The organism is Loigolactobacillus backii (assembly GCF_001663675.1).
Taxonomy (GTDB): domain Bacteria; phylum Bacillota; class Bacilli; order Lactobacillales; family Lactobacillaceae; genus Loigolactobacillus; species Loigolactobacillus backii.
Window position 1 is genome coordinate 2451667 of sequence record NZ_CP014873.1, and the last position, 16881, is coordinate 2468547.

The 16881-nt window shown below is 41.1% G+C and carries 16 protein-coding genes; 3 read left to right on the plus strand and 13 right to left on the minus strand.

Annotated features, from left to right (window positions below):
* Positions 1–400: 400 nt before the first annotated feature.
* Genes glmM through AYR53_RS11175 form a run of 7 tightly spaced genes read right to left on the minus strand, consistent with a single transcriptional unit; the run spans position 401 to position 7606 of the window.
* A complete protein-coding gene (gene glmM, locus AYR53_RS11145; protein ID WP_068280282.1) occupies positions 401–1759 on the minus strand; it encodes a phosphoglucosamine mutase in 1359 nt (452 codons plus the stop codon).
* Between the two features lie 30 nt (positions 1760–1789).
* Positions 1790–2917, minus strand: a complete 1128-nt coding sequence (locus AYR53_RS11150; RefSeq protein ID WP_068225239.1) for a CdaR family protein — start codon at positions 2915–2917, stop codon at positions 1790–1792.
* Positions 2914–3753, minus strand: coding sequence for a diadenylate cyclase CdaA (gene cdaA, locus AYR53_RS11155; protein WP_068225242.1), 840 nt, complete (start codon positions 3751–3753; stop codon positions 2914–2916). Before cdaA ends, AYR53_RS11150 begins: the two co-directional genes overlap by 4 nt.
* Before the next feature lie 58 nt (positions 3754–3811).
* Entirely contained in the window at positions 3812–4885 is a 1074-nt protein-coding gene (locus AYR53_RS11160) for an ABC transporter substrate-binding protein (RefSeq protein ID WP_068225244.1), read from the minus strand.
* Complete coding sequence (locus AYR53_RS11165; protein ID WP_068225247.1) at positions 4882–5706, minus strand: ABC transporter permease; 825 nt, start codon at positions 5704–5706, stop codon at positions 4882–4884. The genes AYR53_RS11160 and AYR53_RS11165 overlap by 4 nt, the downstream gene beginning before the upstream one ends.
* Positions 5703–6515: an ABC transporter permease gene (locus AYR53_RS11170; RefSeq protein WP_068225251.1), complete on the minus strand. Its 813-nt coding sequence runs from the start codon at positions 6513–6515 to the stop codon at positions 5703–5705. The genes AYR53_RS11165 and AYR53_RS11170 overlap by 4 nt, the downstream gene beginning before the upstream one ends.
* A complete protein-coding gene (locus AYR53_RS11175) occupies positions 6512–7606 on the minus strand; it encodes an ABC transporter ATP-binding protein (protein WP_068225253.1) in 1095 nt (364 codons plus the stop codon). The genes AYR53_RS11170 and AYR53_RS11175 overlap by 4 nt, the downstream gene beginning before the upstream one ends.
* Positions 7607–7771: 165 nt before the next feature.
* Here AYR53_RS11175 and AYR53_RS11180 point away from each other — a divergent pair, with 165 nt between their 5' ends.
* The gene (locus AYR53_RS11180; protein WP_068225255.1) at positions 7772–8770 is read left to right on the plus strand and encodes a YhdH/YhfP family quinone oxidoreductase; all 999 of its coding nucleotides are present in this window, start codon (positions 7772–7774) and stop codon (positions 8768–8770) included.
* A 157-nt stretch (positions 8771–8927) separates the two neighbouring features.
* On the opposite strand, the gene AYR53_RS11185 is transcribed toward AYR53_RS11180, so the two are convergent.
* Together AYR53_RS11185 and murB are read right to left on the minus strand one after the other, a co-directional pair.
* Positions 8928–11075, minus strand: coding sequence for a cation:proton antiporter (locus AYR53_RS11185; protein WP_068281267.1), 2148 nt, complete (start codon positions 11073–11075; stop codon positions 8928–8930).
* A gap of 65 nt (positions 11076–11140) precedes the next feature.
* On the minus strand, positions 11141–12061 hold the full coding sequence (murB, locus tag AYR53_RS11190) for a UDP-N-acetylmuramate dehydrogenase (RefSeq protein WP_068225256.1): 921 nt from the start codon (positions 12059–12061) through the stop codon (positions 11141–11143).
* Between the two features lie 185 nt (positions 12062–12246).
* Here murB and AYR53_RS11195 point away from each other — a divergent pair, with 185 nt between their 5' ends.
* Complete coding sequence (locus AYR53_RS11195) at positions 12247–12999, plus strand: exodeoxyribonuclease III (RefSeq protein ID WP_068225259.1); 753 nt, start codon at positions 12247–12249, stop codon at positions 12997–12999.
* 41 nt (positions 13000–13040) lie between these two features.
* The gene (locus tag AYR53_RS11200) at positions 13041–13577 is read left to right on the plus strand and encodes a 3'-5' exonuclease (protein ID WP_068226242.1); all 537 of its coding nucleotides are present in this window, start codon (positions 13041–13043) and stop codon (positions 13575–13577) included.
* A gap of 162 nt (positions 13578–13739) precedes the next feature.
* Here AYR53_RS11200 and AYR53_RS11205 read toward each other — a convergent pair whose 3' ends face one another.
* The 4 genes from AYR53_RS11205 to AYR53_RS11220 form a co-directional block, all read right to left on the minus strand.
* Positions 13740–14261, minus strand: a complete 522-nt coding sequence (locus tag AYR53_RS11205) for a GNAT family N-acetyltransferase (RefSeq protein ID WP_068225261.1) — start codon at positions 14259–14261, stop codon at positions 13740–13742.
* Positions 14254–14730 (minus strand): tRNA (adenosine(37)-N6)-threonylcarbamoyltransferase complex ATPase subunit type 1 TsaE, encoded by a 477-nt coding sequence (gene tsaE / locus AYR53_RS11210; RefSeq protein ID WP_068225265.1) that lies wholly within the window; start codon positions 14728–14730, stop codon positions 14254–14256. Before tsaE ends, AYR53_RS11205 begins: the two co-directional genes overlap by 8 nt.
* A gap of 390 nt (positions 14731–15120) precedes the next feature.
* Complete coding sequence (gene pta, locus AYR53_RS11215) at positions 15121–16092, minus strand: phosphate acetyltransferase (RefSeq protein ID WP_068280279.1); 972 nt, start codon at positions 16090–16092, stop codon at positions 15121–15123.
* A 64-nt stretch (positions 16093–16156) separates the two neighbouring features.
* Complete coding sequence (locus tag AYR53_RS11220; RefSeq protein ID WP_068281266.1) at positions 16157–16852, minus strand: uracil-DNA glycosylase; 696 nt, start codon at positions 16850–16852, stop codon at positions 16157–16159.
* Positions 16853–16881: the final 29 nt, after the last annotated feature.

The window sequence follows — 16881 nt, forward strand, 5'->3', positions numbered from 1 at the left end:
TATTGAAGTTCATGTTTCCAACTGCGTGATTGCCGCTTTATTGCAAGCTTACACTTGTTTTTAACGATCAATCTGTAGAGTGCAGACCCTGAAGCCACCCGCCGATATTCGATAGACTTCTTCCTCGTCAACCAAAAATTTTTGGCCCAGGCGCTTTCCATTATATTGGTATAGACACATCCTTTTCTCATTTAGTAATTGGAAACACTTAAAACTATAGCTTTAAGTTGAACAGTTGTCAATTATAGTTCACATAAAAATAAATATTTTAATATTGGTATACTATCATTAATCATAAGCCAAGGCACAAAAATAAGGAACAATCACAAATCTTTTTGTAATTGTTCCTTATTTTTTTAATATTCACAATTATCTAGTTGGTAAAAAAATCATTGCTAAGCTATTCGACACCAACTTGTTCCCGAACAACGGCCGCGATTCGGTCAACGTACTGACCAACTTCTTCTTTGGTTGGTGCCTCGGCCATTACTCGCAGTAATGGTTCAGTTCCACTTGGGCGTACTAAAACACGACCATCACCGTTCATTTCTTTTTCAACGGTGTCAATAACATCCTTAATCGTTGGGTTATCTAAGGCCTTTTTCTTATCGGCAACTTTAATATTAACCAATTTTTGCGGATAAGTTTTGACTGGCTCTGCTAATTCGGAGAGTTTTTTACCCGTTTGCTTCATAACGTTTAATAATTGAATAGCCGTTAAAAGCCCGTCACCTGTTGTATTATAATCAAATAAAACAACGTGTCCTGATTGCTCGCCACCTAGGTTATAGCCGCTCTTACGCATCTCTTCAACAACGTAGCGATCACCGACCTTAGTTTGTAGGGACTTCAAACCATCAGCCTCTAACGCCTTATAAAGGCCCATATTACTCATGACCGTTGTGACGACAGTATCCTTCTTTAGTCGGCCACGCTGAGCAAAATAATTGCCCAAAATGTACATGATCTTATCACCGTTAACAATCTTACCTTCTTCATCAACTGCAATACAGCGATCACCGTCACCATCAAAGGCAACACCAGCCTGTGCTTCCTTATCAACAACGGTTTCTGCAAGCTTTTCGGGATGAGTTGAACCAACACCATCGTTGATATTCACACCATTTGGTTTAGTTGCGATTGTCGTAAATTCAGTCTCTAAATCGGCAAATAAGCGGGTGACAATTCCACTGGTAGCTCCATTGGCCGCGTCAACAACAACATTTAAGCCAGACAAATCTTCTTGTAAGGTTTGTTCTAAGAATTGCGTGTACTTTAATACACCTTCTGGATAGTCCGCAACAGTTCCAAGACCTTCTTTTGATGGTCGTGGTAACGTGTCCTTGGGTTCATCCAACAAGTCTTCAATCTCGGCTTCTTGTTCGTCCAGCAACTTAAAGCCATCAGGGCCAAAAAACTTAATGCCGTTATATTCAGCTGGATTGTGCGAAGCTGTTATCTGGACACCAGCGGCAGCTCCTTGAATACGAGTTAAATAGGCTACAGCTGGTGTTGAAATAACACCTAAAGACATAACCTCGATGCCGACTGACAACAAACCAGAAATTAATGCTTCTTCTAATAACTGACCAGAAATTCGTGTGTCCCGCGCAACCAAAACAAGTGGTTTTTTATCTTGATTTTCCTGGTATTTAGCTAGAACATAGCCACCAGTTCGACCAACGCGAAAAGCCAACTCGGGCGTTAATTCTTGATTTGCAACACCTCGTACGCCATCGGTTCCAAAATATCTTCCCATAACTTAAATTCCTCGTTTCTTTTTCATTTATTAATTAGACTGTGAGCTGCTACTACTCGAACTCTCTTGGTTCGCACTCTGACTTGACTCCGAACTCGATTCAGAAGAAGTCGTGCTACTTGAACTATCATTCTTACTGGAAGTAGCAGTGACACTGCTACTGGCAGCACCACTTTCAGCCGTTGTGTCATTATTATTAGTCCCATCATCACTAACGGAGACAAGTACCTGAACACTCTTAGGACTGCACTGCAGATTACTACTACCCGGATCAAGGCTGATTGTCTTAGTGGTCGAAGATGAAGCATCGTCCACTGGCACATCAACCGTTAGATCTTTCAATTTATCAAGTTCACTCTGCGGTCCCGTTACGGTAACTGATTTGGTATCTGAAGACAGCTTAACTGATTTACCATCTGCTGGTGTCCCAGTGGCCTTCAAATTAATACTTACTTTTTTAGACGGATGTTCCACCGGTATGGTCACTTTAACTGCTTGTGGATCCATTAAAACATTAACCGTATTTCCTTTGCTATCCAACGCTTGCAGTAAAGTTTCCTGGGAAATATCACTTTCAATATTGTTCTTTGTATTTACGGTTGCAACGACTTGCTCAATTGAATTTACAGCCGAACGTGATCCTGTAACAGTGGTCGTCGTTTGATTCAAACTAATATCGCCCGTTGTGTAGCCGGTTGCCAAATTAGCCTTATTAAACTTGACCTGAATTGGAAAACGCTTAGTTTCCTTCCGTTGAACATCAATCGTTACTCGCTGGGGACTAATACGGTAACTAAGTTCCTTGTTTAGCCCTTCCTGGCGCAAAGTAACGACGTGTTTGCCAACACCCAGTCGTTCAAGGTTGGCCATTACTTTAAAATTTTGTGTATTAGTTGTTGCCGTTACTAAAGCACTGGGCCCTTCAATCTTAACCTTAACTTTTTCAGGATAACCGGTAATAAAATATTTATCCGTATCGGCGTTGATCTGTAGCGGCACCGTAATTGTTTTTGATTTATTTGCTAACATTGTACTACTGCTACTAGCAGCCTGCCGTGTTGAATTGATCCGATCAATATTAACGTAGGTAAACAACATGATCGCAAAAATCAGTGCTAGACCACGATAAACCCAAGGGCTATTAAAAAATTTGTTCATTTTTTAATTCCCCCTTTAATGACTGCGTCGATAAATTCTTGCACAACATTTCGTTGCGGTTGCTCAGGCTTCAATAATTCACGACGCAAAATTTTAAGGTAATCTTCTTGGGATAGATCACGCATCATTTCACTATTTTGGGTGATCATGACCCCACCAGTTTCTTCTGAAACAACAATCGTTAAGGCGTCGGTTACTTCACTAATCCCGACGGCTGCCCGATGTCTTGTCCCTAATTCTTTAGGAATAAGATTACTGTCTGATAATGGTAGGTAGGCTGCAGCCACCGCAATTCGCCCATTTTGAATGATTACCGCACCATCATGTAAGGGCGTGTTAGGAATAAAGATATTAATCAATAATTCCCCGGTGACATCGGCGTCCAAGGTAATTCCAGTTTCGATATAATCTTCTAAACCGGTATTTAATTGTAACGTCATTAAGGCACCAATCCGCCGCTTTGACATGTACTGAATCGCCTTATCAAGCCCGGCAATCATGCGCTTTTCCTGTTCATTTTGCGAACGATTGCGCACAAAAATTGAACCGCGACCTAAATGCTCCAAGCCTCGTCGAATTTCAGGTTGAAATATAATTACTGTGGCGATAACGCCCCAATTAATGACCTGATCCATAATAAACGAAACAGTCCGTAGCCCGATTCCCCAACTGATCAATTTAATTACCACGATCACAACTATTCCCTTTAATAGTTGCACCGCCTTGGTTCCCCGAACTAACATGATCAACTTATAAATGAAATACCAGACAACAAAGATGTCTAATAAGTTGACGATGTTACCCCAGTTTAATAGATCATTCCAATTAATTGACATAGGCTACCTCCACTTCTTATAAACTTGCGTTATTATTATAGCACGAACGGGACTACTTTTAGTGACCATGCATCTTAAATTCAAGAAATTTATCATTATAAATACCAACCATCCGCGGTCCTAAATCCTGGTAAACCTGCAGATGACTAATCGTTTTTTCATCTGGATAAAACTGTGGATCATGAGCAATTGCTTTGGGCAACTTTTTTTCGGCCGCCTTATTTGGTGTGGCGTAACCAACATAAGTGGCATTTTGAGCGGCATTTTCCGGTCTTAGCATGAAATTAATGAACGCGTAAATGGCTTTATAGTGCTTAGCCGTCTTTGGAATCACTAAATTATCAAACCACAGATTGCTTCCTTCACGCGGTACAACATAATGTAAATGAGAATTATTCGCCATCATCTCAGATGCCTCGCCGGACCAAGTAACGGCCAATGCTGCCTCGTCTTGCGCCATATACATTTTAATCTCATCTGCGACAACGGCCTTAACGTTAGGACTTAATTGATCGAGCCGCTTTTTTGCCGCATTCAACTGGACTAGATTAGTTGTATTAACTGAATGACCTTGTTCGATTAAGGCCATTCCCATAATATCCCGAGCAGAATCCACCAACATAATTTGATTACGGAAACGTGGCGACCATAAATCACGCCAATGTTGTACCTGATTAGCCTTAACCATCTGATCATTGTAGACAATCCCTAATGTTCCCCAAAAATAGGGTACTGAGTAACGATTATCCGGATCAAAACCAAGGTTAAGAAAACGCGAATTTATGTTAGCCAGACCGTGAATTCGAGATTTATTTAACGGTTTTAATAAATGTGCTTTCCGCATTTTTTGAACCATATATTCTGATGGGACGGCCAGATCATAACTAGTACCACCCTGCTGAATTTTAGTAAACATTGCTTCGTTACTATCAAAAGTTTCAACACGAACTTTGTAGCCTGTTTCATGTTGAAACTTTTTAATGAGTTGTGGATCAATATAATCGCCCCAATTGTACAAGGTTAACGTATCGGAACTGGTTAGTCCTTGTGCCTTTTGTAAATGGCTACTCGTCATAAACAATAAGAAACAAACCGCCAAAATTCCTAAAATAAAACTAATTAATCGTTTCATTTAATTTGAGTTGCCTCCAATCGTTGCCGCTTTCGCGTTCGTTTGGAAGAATTATACTGATTGAGAAAATAATACCCTACGACTAACAACAAAGAAAAAACGAACATCAACGCAGATAGTGCATTAATTTCTAAACTGATCCCTTGCCGCGCCCGGGCATAAATTTCAACCGACAGCGTTTCAAAGCCATTCCCAGTAACAAAAAAGGTCACCGCAAAGTCGTCTAACGAATAGGTAAAGGCCATGAAATAACCGGCAAAAACACCTGGGGCAATGTAGGGTAAAATGACCCGACTAAAAACTTGAAAATTGGTAGCGCCTAAATCAGTTGCGGCGTCAATCAAAGATAAATTCATCTCGTTTAGCTTAGGAAGCACCATTAACACCACAATTGGAATGGAAAAAGCAATATGGCTTAATAAGACGGAGCCAAAACCCAGTTTGAACCCTAAAAAGGTAAAAAAGATTAAAAAACTGGCCCCAATAATGACATCTGGCGAAACCATTAGGATATTATTCAATGATAAAATGGCGTTTTTAACAACCGGCCGCTTGACACTGTAAATCTGTAATGCCCCCAACGTTCCAATAATAGTCGCCAAAAGTGATGACAAAAGTGCAATTAATAATGTATCAACAACAATCTCGATCATCCGGGAATCACTAAATAATTCCGTATAATGCTGCCAAGTAAAACCAGTAAAATGCGTCATAGTTCCGCCACGATTAAAGGAATAAAAGATTAAATAAAAAATCGGTACGTAAAGTAACGCAAAAACGAAAATTAAATATAAATTTTGCCAACTAAATCGTTTTTTCATTCACCTTTTCGCCCCTTTTTTCGTCGTTCACCAGTGACAAACATAATAATGACCATTGCAACAATTAAAACAACCCCAATTGTGGAACCCATCCCCCAGTTCTGTGTTACTAAAAAATGCTCCTCAATTGCTGTCCCTAGCGTGATCACCTTATTACCGCCGATTAAACGCGTTAGCATGAATAGCGATAACGAAGGAATGAAAACGGCCTGGACGCCGGCCTTAACACCGTTTATCGTTAAAGGAAAAATCACCTTACTAAAGGTTTGCCAATTAGTCGCACCTAAATCACGACTGGCATTAACGAAGGATGGGTTCAGCTCATCAATAGCGTTAAAAATTGGTAAGATCATAAACGGAATTTCAATGTAGGCCGCAACAAAAATAAAACTAGCGTTGGTAAATAACAGTTGCTGGGGGCCAATCCCAACAAAGGTAAGAAAATGATTCACCGACCCATTTTGACTGAGAATCCCAATAAACGCGTAGGCTTTCAATAACAAATTAATCCAGGTTGGTAAAATAATCAGCAACAACCACAATTGCTTATTTTTAGTTTGATTTAGCCAATAGGCCGTTGGGTAACTGATCAATAGCGTTAACAACGTGATCAATAGTGCGTACCAAATCGAATTAAGCGTCATTTTAAGGTAGGTCCCCGAACCAAAGTAGGCTTGATAGTTAGCAAGCGTTAAATGGCCACTAATATCAAAAAATGATTGGTAAACAATCAGGACTAACGGCGCAATTACAAAAAGAACGATCCAAAGAATGTATAAGAAGCTATAAGCCGGATTAAAACGTTTCATTCTTCTTCACCTTCATAAGTCTCAAGCCGCGCGTCAAATTCTTCTTCTGATTCACCAAAACGCATAACGTGCACATCCTCTGGCCCAAAACTAATCCCCACCTTTTGTCCAATGGTGGCCTTATGCACGGCGTGAATGAGCCACTGATTATTTGCGCTGTCATGACTCATAATTTCGTAAATATTTCCCCGGAAAACTTGCGTATCTACCGTCACAGTGAGCTTCCCCTTGGTTACATCCGTTAAAACTAAGTCCTCAGGGCGTAGCACAATTTCAACGGGCTCGTCTGGTCGCATTCCCGCATCCGCACACTCAAACTCCTTACCAACAAAAGAAACTAAGTAATCCTTGACCATTTTTCCTTTGACGATGTTACTTTCCCCAATAAAATCCGCAACAAAATGATTAATTGGTTCATCGTAGATATCCACTGGATTACCTTGCTGCAAAATCTTGCCATTATTCATTACAAAAATTTCATCACTCATCGCCAGTGCCTCACCCTGATCATGGGTCACAAATAAAAAAGTAATGCCTAATCTACGCTGTAATTGGCGTAATTCAACTTGCATTGCTGTTCGCAGCTTGGCGTCTAAGGCGGATAATGGTTCGTCCAACAACAAAACTTCTGGCTCGTTAACAATGGCCCGGGCAATCGCAACCCGTTGTTGCTGACCACCAGATAACTCGGCAATCTCGCGATCATCATAGCCCGTTAGTTGAACTAGACGTAATGCTTCAAGCACACGTTGGCGAATTTCTGCTTTAGGAACTTTTCGTAAACTAAGACCAAAAGCAACATTATCAAAAACATTTAGATGGGGAAAAAGTGCGTAGTCTTGAAATACTGTATTAACTTTACGTTTATTTGCGGGTAAGTTATTAATCTTTTGCCCTTTGAATTTGATTTCACCACTCGTTGCGCTTGTAAAGCCGGCTAGGATTCTAAGAATAGTTGTTTTACCGCAACCAGAAGGCCCTAGCAAAGTATAAAATTTGCCTTGTTCTAATTCAAAATTAATATCATTTAAGGCAATTGTGTCACCATAACGCTTATCAACGGCTTCAAAACTAATAATTGTATTTGCCAACGCACATTGCTCCTTTTTAGTTAAATTATTCGCTTTTAAGTTTAATTCACAGCACCCCCAATTATATCGGACAAAATGCTTTTTTTAAACCTTTTCCGTACTTGTTTTACTGTTGTGAAATGGCTTACAATAATAAGAAAGTAAATTCACTTTGGAGGGAAGCACATGACTGACTACCAGGCTTTAGAACTCACACAAGAAGCGGACACGATTATCCCGCAATTTACTACCCGGACGCTACAACCACTTGAAAGTGGTCAGGTCCAAATTAAGGTCGACTATTCCAGTATCAATTTTAAAGACGCCCTAACGCTTAACGCAAAAAGTGGCGTTCTTCACCATTACCCCCAAATTCCCGGCATTGATGCTGCAGGCGTGATTGTTAACAGTGCTTCCACTAAATTATTGCCTGGAACCGCCGTGGTTGTGACTGGTTTTGGTCTGGGTATTAATCATCCTGGTGGCTTTGCCGAATACATTACCGTTCCCGAAAGTTGGGTGGTTCCTTTGTCCAACGGCTTAACAACCAAACAGGCCATGTTTTTTGGGACCGCGGGCTTTACGGCGGCGCTATCCATTTTGACCTTGCGCCAGCACAGTTCAATGCTAAATCCACAAGCACCACTGCTTGTCACTGGTACTACCGGCGGCGTTGGCGGTCTAGCACTCATGATGCTTCACCAATTGGGCTACCAAGATCTCACTGCGGTCACCCGCCAACCACAACAGCAATCATATTTAGAACAACTTGGCGCAACTCAAGTAATTAATCCTGCTGAGCTAATTAATGATCAAAAACGACCGTTACTTAAACAACAATACACTGGTGTTGTTGACGCAGTTGGTGGCAGCCTTTTAAATAATTTACTTCCGCAAATCAGCTACACCGGTGCCGTCGCCTTATCTGGCAACGCCGCTGGCATTCAATTGGCCGCCACCACTTTGCCCTTTATTCTTCGCGGAATCACTCTGTACGGTATTGACTCAGTCAATGTTCCCATAAAACAACGACCAGTAATTTGGCAACATTTGGCCACTGATTTTTGGCCAACCAATTTAACCGATTTCAAAGTAAGAACTGTTCTATTCAAAGATTTAGGATTATTCCTACCAACTTACTTACAATCACCTCGCCAGGGCCGCGTGATTGTAAAGATCTCCTAGTGGCGTGTTGGAAAAAGCGTTTAGATTCCTGCAGTTACAATGCATCAACTGAGTATCATTTGAAACAAACAAGGGACCAAACAATAATCACTTTTGGCCAACTACAGTCATGAAATAACGGCAGTAGTCCTAATTAATGATTATTGCTTGGCCCTTTTTAATTATCCTCAACATTATCAGCTAGCAGTAGTGCGTTTTCTGAATAATTAACGTACTGCCGCAACTTGGCAGCTAACTGCCACGAAATATACCGCTCCTCCAGCATATTTTGGATTCCGGTTCGCTCTGCAGCTAAGGCCTTCAAACGTAGTTCACGCATCTGCCGATCATACGTTACGCGTGGCGAATGGCCTTGAGCGTGATTCATCTGTTTAATTTGCTCAATTTGGTTACGATAGTTAACAATAATCTGGTAAATAAGTTGCCGATTATACCGGTGTTTTTTAGCCGCCGTTGTTTTCAAAAAGGTAGAGAGTGCCTTGATGCCACCCTTTGCACACTCTTTTTCAACGTATAAACGTTCATTATAGAAGGGGCCTTTTTGCCGGTGTGCAATAACCTGATACCGCAACCGATTTAAGTTATGCCGAAGATGGCCTATTTGAACTAAGATATGGGAACCATTTAATTGTTTGGGTAAATTAATTAACATTTGTCGCCGCCGAGCCAGATTCTTTTGAAAATATGAGTAGGTTCTCCCCTGAATTTTACCCTCTTGCCATAATTGATCTAACACTTGGGCTTCACCATTCAAACCAACTTGGCGAAGTTTTAGTTCATCTTCTAGAAAAGGAACTAATTGTTCTTCTGTTCGATTAGCAACTTGAAGTTGGCGGATCATCTCTTGGTATTCCGAAATAAGGTCATAGACTGCCCGTTGATTTGACGTATGCCGCTCACTTTCTATTCGTCTCACGGCCAATTGCATCGTATAAATTCTTGCATTAACCTCTGGTAATTCTTTCTCAGAGGGCTTCTCCACCATTCCTTGGGCCATATTTTCCTGTGATTGTAACTCGTCATCCCCACCTAAATCACTACCACGAGTCATGATTGAAACTTTGCTTTTGGTAATTAGTGGGATAAAAATAACCGCCATCAACAGGCTTAAAATAATAACCCCCGCCGCAATAAAAAGCATAATGGAGCGTTCAGGAAATGGTGCCCCAGAAGCAACATAATAAGGTACTGATAATACACCGGCCATTGTGATCGCACCACGAACACCGGACAATCCAGAGAGTAGTGCAACGCCAATACTTGGTCGAACATCGTCTTTGGATGGATTAAGGTAGTGGAAGAGCATATTACCTAGTGTCCAAATAACCCGTAATGCGAAAATCGCCAGCCAAACTAAAATAACGTCTAAGATTGCTACTGGCGTACTATCATTAGGATTGCGAATAGTTTGCGTCATTGCAACCGGCAATTCAATGCCAAGTATGATGAAGACAACCCCGTTTAATAAATAAATAGCAATATCCCAAGTTCTTTCTGTGACAATTTTTAATTCCGGCAAATAACCTGCATAATTTTGATTAGAAAAATTATAGACAATCCCCGCTGCCACAACGGCAATAACCCCAGATGCATGGGCACCTTCTTCGGCCACTAAATAAATAATAAACGGTGTAACCAACTGTAAAACAGTATGTAAAACAACATCACTTATTCCCTGCTGCAGTAAAAAGGCCTGCAGTCCCCGAATTAAATACATCAGGGCAACCCCAACCACTGCACCAACTAGCGCAATGTAGAAAAAATCAGTTGTTGCGTGCTGCCATGAAAACAAACCGGTAACAGTTGCGGCAATTCCGTACTTAAACCCAATCAGGCCACTGGCATCATTTATAAGACTCTCACCGCTAACTAAATGCAGCACACCATCCGGTAATTTGGCCTGACTTGAAATCGATTGTACGGCCACTGGGTCAGTTGGTGAGATAATAGCCGCCAACGCAAAACTAGCTGCCAGTGGTAGATCAGGTACCAGCCAGTGGATAACATAACCACCTACTATGGTTGTCGCCAAAACAAGAAAAATGGCGTTTGCAATAATCGGCCCGCGTAAGGCCCATAACTCGGCCTTGGGAAAATGGCGGCCATCATTAAATAGCAGTGGTGCTATGAATAGCAGCATAAACCAATCCGTTCGCAAAGGAATTTGAACTTTAAAGGCCAAGGCCAACAATAGACCTAGCGCAATTTGCAATAAACTTACAGGAAGAAAGGTTAAGTAATGGCTAATAATATTTGATACAAGGACAAGGCAGATTAAAATAATTATTGCTTCTAACATTGTCATTGTCATTACGCAATTTCCTCCTTTTTAATAATAAATGGTCGACCCAAAAAGAGTCGACCACGTCGTTAGTTTTTTGATTCAGGATCTTCACCAATAATCCGTACTTCAGGTTCCAGTTGAACCCCAGATTTTTCTAAAACTGTTTTCTGAACAAAGTGAATTAAATCAATATAATTAGTCGCGGTCCCATGGGCAACATTTACCATAAAGCCAGCGTGCTTAGTTGAAACCTGAATGCCACCAATTTGTTTACCTTGTAGCCCAGCTTCATGAATCAATTTACCAGTAAAATAACCGGTTGGTCGCTTGAAGACACTTCCACAAGAGGGGTACTCTAAAGGTTGCTTAGACGCTCGTAACGCATTTAATTCGTCCATTCGTGCCTTAATCTTAACCGGGTCACCCTTTTTTAGTTGAAACTGTGCTTCTAGCACAATTCCTTGATTCTCCTGAACAAGACTGTGACGATAGCTAAAATGAAGCTCGCGGCCGCTGAACTTCTGTACTTGGCCATTTGGTAACAACAACGTCATCGCACTAACAACTTCACTCATCTCACCATCGTAAGCGCCAGCATTCATGAACATTGCGCCACCAATACTACCGGGAATGCCCGCCGCAAATTCTAAGCCAGTTAGGCCACCCTGCCAAGCAGCGATTGTTGTATCAATAATCTTGGCACCGGCTTGCACAATGATTTCTTTACCAACTACCTGAATTCGATGCATTTTAGTCAGAATAAGGACTAGCCCACGAATACCGCCATCCTTCACGATTAAATTACTGGCATTACCTAAAATTGTAAGTGGTAATTGTTGCTCACGGGCGTAATTAACTAAATCAGTTGTTTCAGCGATTGTCTTTGGAAAGGCCAGGTAATCTGCCGGCCCACCAGTTTTTGTATACGTATAATGACTTAAAGGTTCATTTAATTTAATATCAGTTTTCGAAAATTTTTGTTGGATCGTCAAAACATCATTTAACATACTTTGTGCCATTCCTTTCGGAAATTTATTCTTGTTATTATTTTAGCATGAACATTACTAGATTAACAGCTAGCAACTTCTAGGTAACCTGCTTTGTCTTTTGGCCAATTGTTTTGTAAAATGGAGAAGAAATCACTGTCCTAACTTCAATAAATAAAACTGTACGGTCAACTGGAGGAACTAAAATGAAATTTATTTCGTGGAACGTTAATGGCTTGCGGGCCATTCTTAAAAAGAATTTTATGGACGTCTTTGAAGAACAAGATGCCGATTTCTTTTGTGTTCAAGAAACAAAACTACAAGCGGGTCAAGTTGATCTTGAGCTGCCTGGCTACCACCAATATTGGAATTACGCAGATCGCAAGGGCTATTCAGGTACTGCCATTTTCACTAAACATGAACCTTTGACGGTTCGTTACGGAATGGACATCGATGAACACGACCATGAAGGCCGTTTAATCACGCTAGAATACCCTGATTTTTACGTGGTTACTTGCTACACACCCAATTCCCAAACTAAATTAAAACGATTAGATTACCGGATGCGTTGGGATACGGCCTTTCGCAATTACGTCACTGAACTTTATAAAGTTAAATCAGTGATTTTCTGTGGTGATTTAAATGTTGCTCACGAGGCAATTGATTTAAAAAATGATCAGTCTAATCATCATAATGCAGGCTTTTCAGACGAAGAACGAGAACAGTTTACACAGCTATTAAAGGCTGGTTTCACCGACAGTTTTCGTTACTTTTACCCTGATCAAACTGGCAGCTATTCTTGGTGGAGCTACCGCTTTAACGCCCGGGCAAACAATGCTGGTTGGCGAATTGACTACTTTGTAACCTCCAATGACCTACAACCTAAATTAACGCGGGCGAGCATCTTAAACGATATTATGGGCTCTGATCATTGCCCAGTAGTATTAGAAACCAACTAACGACATCTAAATTTTTAACAATTAAGAAAGCGGGTAAATCAATGAACTTTGTTGCAATGGATTTTGAAACTGCGAACAGCAAACGCTATAGTGCCTGTTCAATCGCGCTTACAATTGTTCGTGATAGTCAGGTAGTTGATGAATTTTACTCACTAATTAAACCTGATACGCCGTTTAGCTGGCGTAATGAAAAAATTCACGGCATTCATACGGCTGACGTTAGTACCGCACCGGATTTTCCAGCTGTTTGGCCGCATATGGCACCTTTTTTCCAGCGAAACCGATTAGTTGTCGCGCATAACGCTAATTTTGATATTGGGGTTCTCCGCAGCTGTCTAGAGCACTACCAATTACAGCAACCTGAGTACTTAGCGCTAGATACGGTAAAAACAAGTCGCCAATTCTTCCCTGAATTTCCTAATCACAAGCTGGATACCGTTTGCCGTGAGTTAGAAATTGATTTATACCATCACCACAACGCATTAGATGACAGCCTAGCTTGTGCTAATATTTTGCTTTGTGAAGCCAATCAATTTGGTACCGCCCCATTACAAAAATTAGTTAAGGTCATCGCTTAGTGAAGCAAATGCTTTGCTTAATAACCTTTCAACCAAAAATAGTAGCCCTGCCAAAAATTTTGACAGGAGCTACTATTTTTCTTTTCCAAACGTTTCAGTCCCAAAAAATTCCAACTAAAAATCTAGCCCAAGCAATAACCTTGAACAGAAGTACTGCTTAAACTAGTTGATCATCTTCGCCATCAATAATACTTGTAGAAAACCAGCCTGCTCATCATGAAAACCCCGCTCAAGCTTTCCTTCTACCTGAAAATCGAATTTTTGGTAAAGGTGAATTGCCCGCTCATTACGTGCCTGAACGGTCAGTTCTAAGCGGCGTAAGATTGATTCTTTTTCCGCCCAACTAATTAACTCCGCCATCATTGCACTTCCCAGGCCTAGGCCCCAATACGCTTGTAAAATGGAAATACCTAATTCACCAATGTGTTGAATTTGCGCCTCTTGTCCAGCAATCACTCGTGCAATTCCGATAATCTGCTTCCCAGCAAGTGCCACGAGCAGTGTGTTATTGGTTGACGCGTAAATATCGGCCAGTTGTTCTTGCTCAAACGCTTCTGTCATACCATCATTATTACCATCCACTAACAAATAAGAAGTCTCTTGCCCCAATTTGGCCATTACCTTCATTATTTCGGCCGCATCCGTCGGAATTGCCTGCCGAATGGTTACTTCCTCATCACTCATGACGATACTCCTGAGCCAATGAATCAACTACCCGTTGGCTTTGTTCACCATGCGCTTCAAATAATAAACGACGCCAATCATCATGGTGTGGATCTTTAGTAAATTTAATCAACAAGTAATCCGTTGGCCATAGATCCTGAATAAACTGCGGCCATTCAACAACACTCACACCATCACCAGTAAAATATTCCTCTAGTCCAAGTTCATCACCGCCGCCATCTTCTAGTCGGTAAACATCCATATGGTAAAGCGGCAAGCGGCCTTCCTTATATTCACGAATCAAGGTAAACGTAGGACTCTTAACGTAACGTTTAATACCCAGTGCCTGCGCAATTCCTTTTGTGAAAGTTGTTTTGCCAGCACCTAAGTCCCCTTCCAAAAGAAGCACACTTCCAGCCTGCAGCAATTGACCTAGCTTGTTTGCTAATTGCTTGGTTTCCTGATCGTTTCTTACCTTTACCGTTAGCATGATTTCACCCTCACTTAACTAATTAGGTTTATTATACCAAAATAGGCGGGAGTGGGACAGAAGTCAGTTTTGGGTTTACTACGTCACGTAGGCCAACCCAATCACCGTGCTATGGTTATTGGGTTAGCTACAGTTAGGTATGTAAACCCATACTTTCAGCAAACGTTCTAGAGTAATGATCGGAAATAATAAGAGGCCAGGAAAAAATTCCTGACCTCTTACATTGGATTTATTTTAATTATAATGAAAGATTTAAAAAATATTTGACTTCTGATCAACAAAACTTTGGTCAGGATTGGTAAATACGCTTATTATATTTCTCTGACCAATTTGGTGAAAACGTGTTTGCAAAAGCAGATTATGGCGTATAACTACTTTTTCAAACATTCCTTACATTAACGTCTGTGCTGCGGTAATGATCGCCAATTTATAAACATCTTCCTCGTTAGCACCTCGCGACAGATCAGAAACTGGGTTGTTCAAGCCTTGTAGAATTGGTCCCACGGCTTCAAAGCCTCCAAAACGTTGGGCAATTTTATAGCCAATATTCCCTGCTTGTAATTCGGGGAAGACAAAGACGGTGGCCTGGCCAGCAACCTTAGAATCTGGTGCTTTTTGTTGTCCTACTGAAGACACATACGCAGCGTCAAATTGTAATTCGCCATCAATTTGGTATTCTGGTGCAGCCGTTTGAGCTAGCTTAGTTGCTTCCTGAACCTTGGTAACAACATCAGCCTTTGCTGACCCCTTAGTTGAAAAACTCAATAAGGCAACGCGCGGATCAATGTCAAATAACGCGGCCGTTTTAGCCGATTCTACTGCAATTTCTGCCAATTCTTGTGCGTTAGGATCAACGTTAATAGCACAATCAGAGAATAAGTAACGTTCTTTACCTTTGGTCATAATAAAGGCACCACTTGTTCGGCTAACACCAGGTTTTGTTTTAATGATTTGCAAGGCAGGTCGAACAGTATCGCCAGTTGGATGAACTGCACCGGAAACCATCCCGTCAACTGCAACAGTATAAACTAGCATTGTTCCAAAATAATTTTCGTCTAATAACATTGTTTCGGCCTGTTCTTTAGTATTTTTACCTTTACGCCGTTCAACAAACGCCGCTACTAAGCTCGCAAAATCCGCACTATTAGCCGGATCAATAATTTCAATACCGGTTAGGTCAAAATCATGTTCTGCAGCCACTTGTTTAACCTTAGTGACATCCCCTAGAACAACTGGTGTTAGAACACCATCGGCCTTCAGACGACTAGCCGCACCAAGGATTCGTGGTTCTGTGCCTTCTGGAAAAACAATCTTAATGTTCTTACCTTTGATCTTGCTGGTTAAGCTTGCGAATAATTCCATTTAAAAACCCTCCAGTAACTTTTAATACTTTCATAATACAGCGCTTACACCAAAAATCCTAGTCCTATTTTAAATCGGCCTCGTCCACTTGCTCAGGTAACTGCCAATCAATTGGCGTTTCTCCAAACTTTTCAAGTGCGGCATTCGTTTTCGAAAATGGTTTAGAGCCAAAGAAACCATAACTTGCAGAAAATGGACTGGGATGAGAAGACGTCAACACAGCATTCTTCGATTCATCGATTAAGTCGCGTTTTGCCTTAGCGGCGTTTCCCCACAAAATAAAGACAACCCCGCCGCGCTGAGATAACTTTTCAATTGCCTTATCCGTTAGCTGCTCCCAGCCTTTACCTTTATGCGAAAAGGCCTGGCCACGACGAACGGTTAAAACTGAATTCAACAGCAAGACGCCTTGATCGGCCCACTTCTTTAGATAACCGTGTTTAACTGGGGCAATCCCTAAATCACTTTGCAATTCCTTATAAATGTTCTGTAAAGATGGTGGCAACTTTACTCCAGGCTGAACGGAAAAGCTAACGCCCATCCCTTGATTAGGATTATGGTACGGATCTTGGCCCAAGATAACAACTTTAACCTGATCGAATGGCGTCCATTCAAAGGCCGTAAAGATGTGGTACATATCTGGATAAACCGTCTGCGTCTCGTATTCACCTTTTAAAAATTCATGTAATTGTGCGTAATAAGTTTTCGCAAATTCTGGCTCTAAAATAGTTTGCCAGTCATTATGAATCAATGTTTTCATCATTATAGCACCTCACTGCTATCTATCTT

Excerpts from the sequence above, each read along its gene's own strand:
- glmM (WP_068280282.1), bottom strand. The coding sequence starts at position 1,759 with ATGGGAAGATATTTTGGAACCGATGGCGTACGAGGTGTTGCAAATCAA.
- AYR53_RS11150 (WP_068225239.1), bottom strand. The coding sequence starts at position 2,917 with ATGAACAAATTTTTTAATAGCCCTTGGGTTTATCGTGGTCTAGCACTG.
- cdaA (WP_068225242.1), bottom strand. The coding sequence starts at position 3,753 with ATGTCAATTAATTGGAATGATCTATTAAACTGGGGTAACATCGTCAAC.
- AYR53_RS11160 (WP_068225244.1), bottom strand. The coding sequence starts at position 4,885 with ATGAAACGATTAATTAGTTTTATTTTAGGAATTTTGGCGGTTTGTTTC.
- AYR53_RS11165 (WP_068225247.1), bottom strand. The coding sequence starts at position 5,706 with ATGAAAAAACGATTTAGTTGGCAAAATTTATATTTAATTTTCGTTTTT.
- AYR53_RS11170 (WP_068225251.1), bottom strand. The coding sequence starts at position 6,515 with ATGAAACGTTTTAATCCGGCTTATAGCTTCTTATACATTCTTTGGATC.
- AYR53_RS11180 (WP_068225255.1), top strand. The coding sequence starts at position 7,772 with ATGACTGACTACCAGGCTTTAGAACTCACACAAGAAGCGGACACGATT.
- AYR53_RS11185 (WP_068281267.1), bottom strand. The coding sequence starts at position 11,075 with ATGACAATGTTAGAAGCAATAATTATTTTAATCTGCCTTGTCCTTGTA.
- murB (WP_068225256.1), bottom strand. The coding sequence starts at position 12,061 with ATGTTAAATGATGTTTTGACGATCCAACAAAAATTTTCGAAAACTGAT.
- AYR53_RS11195 (WP_068225259.1), top strand. The coding sequence starts at position 12,247 with ATGAAATTTATTTCGTGGAACGTTAATGGCTTGCGGGCCATTCTTAAA.
- AYR53_RS11200 (WP_068226242.1), top strand. The coding sequence starts at position 13,041 with ATGAACTTTGTTGCAATGGATTTTGAAACTGCGAACAGCAAACGCTAT.
- AYR53_RS11205 (WP_068225261.1), bottom strand. The coding sequence starts at position 14,261 with ATGAGTGATGAGGAAGTAACCATTCGGCAGGCAATTCCGACGGATGCG.
- tsaE (WP_068225265.1), bottom strand. The coding sequence starts at position 14,730 with ATGCTAACGGTAAAGGTAAGAAACGATCAGGAAACCAAGCAATTAGCA.
- pta (WP_068280279.1), bottom strand. The coding sequence starts at position 16,092 with ATGGAATTATTCGCAAGCTTAACCAGCAAGATCAAAGGTAAGAACATT.
- AYR53_RS11220 (WP_068281266.1), bottom strand. The coding sequence starts at position 16,852 with ATGAAAACATTGATTCATAATGACTGGCAAACTATTTTAGAGCCAGAA.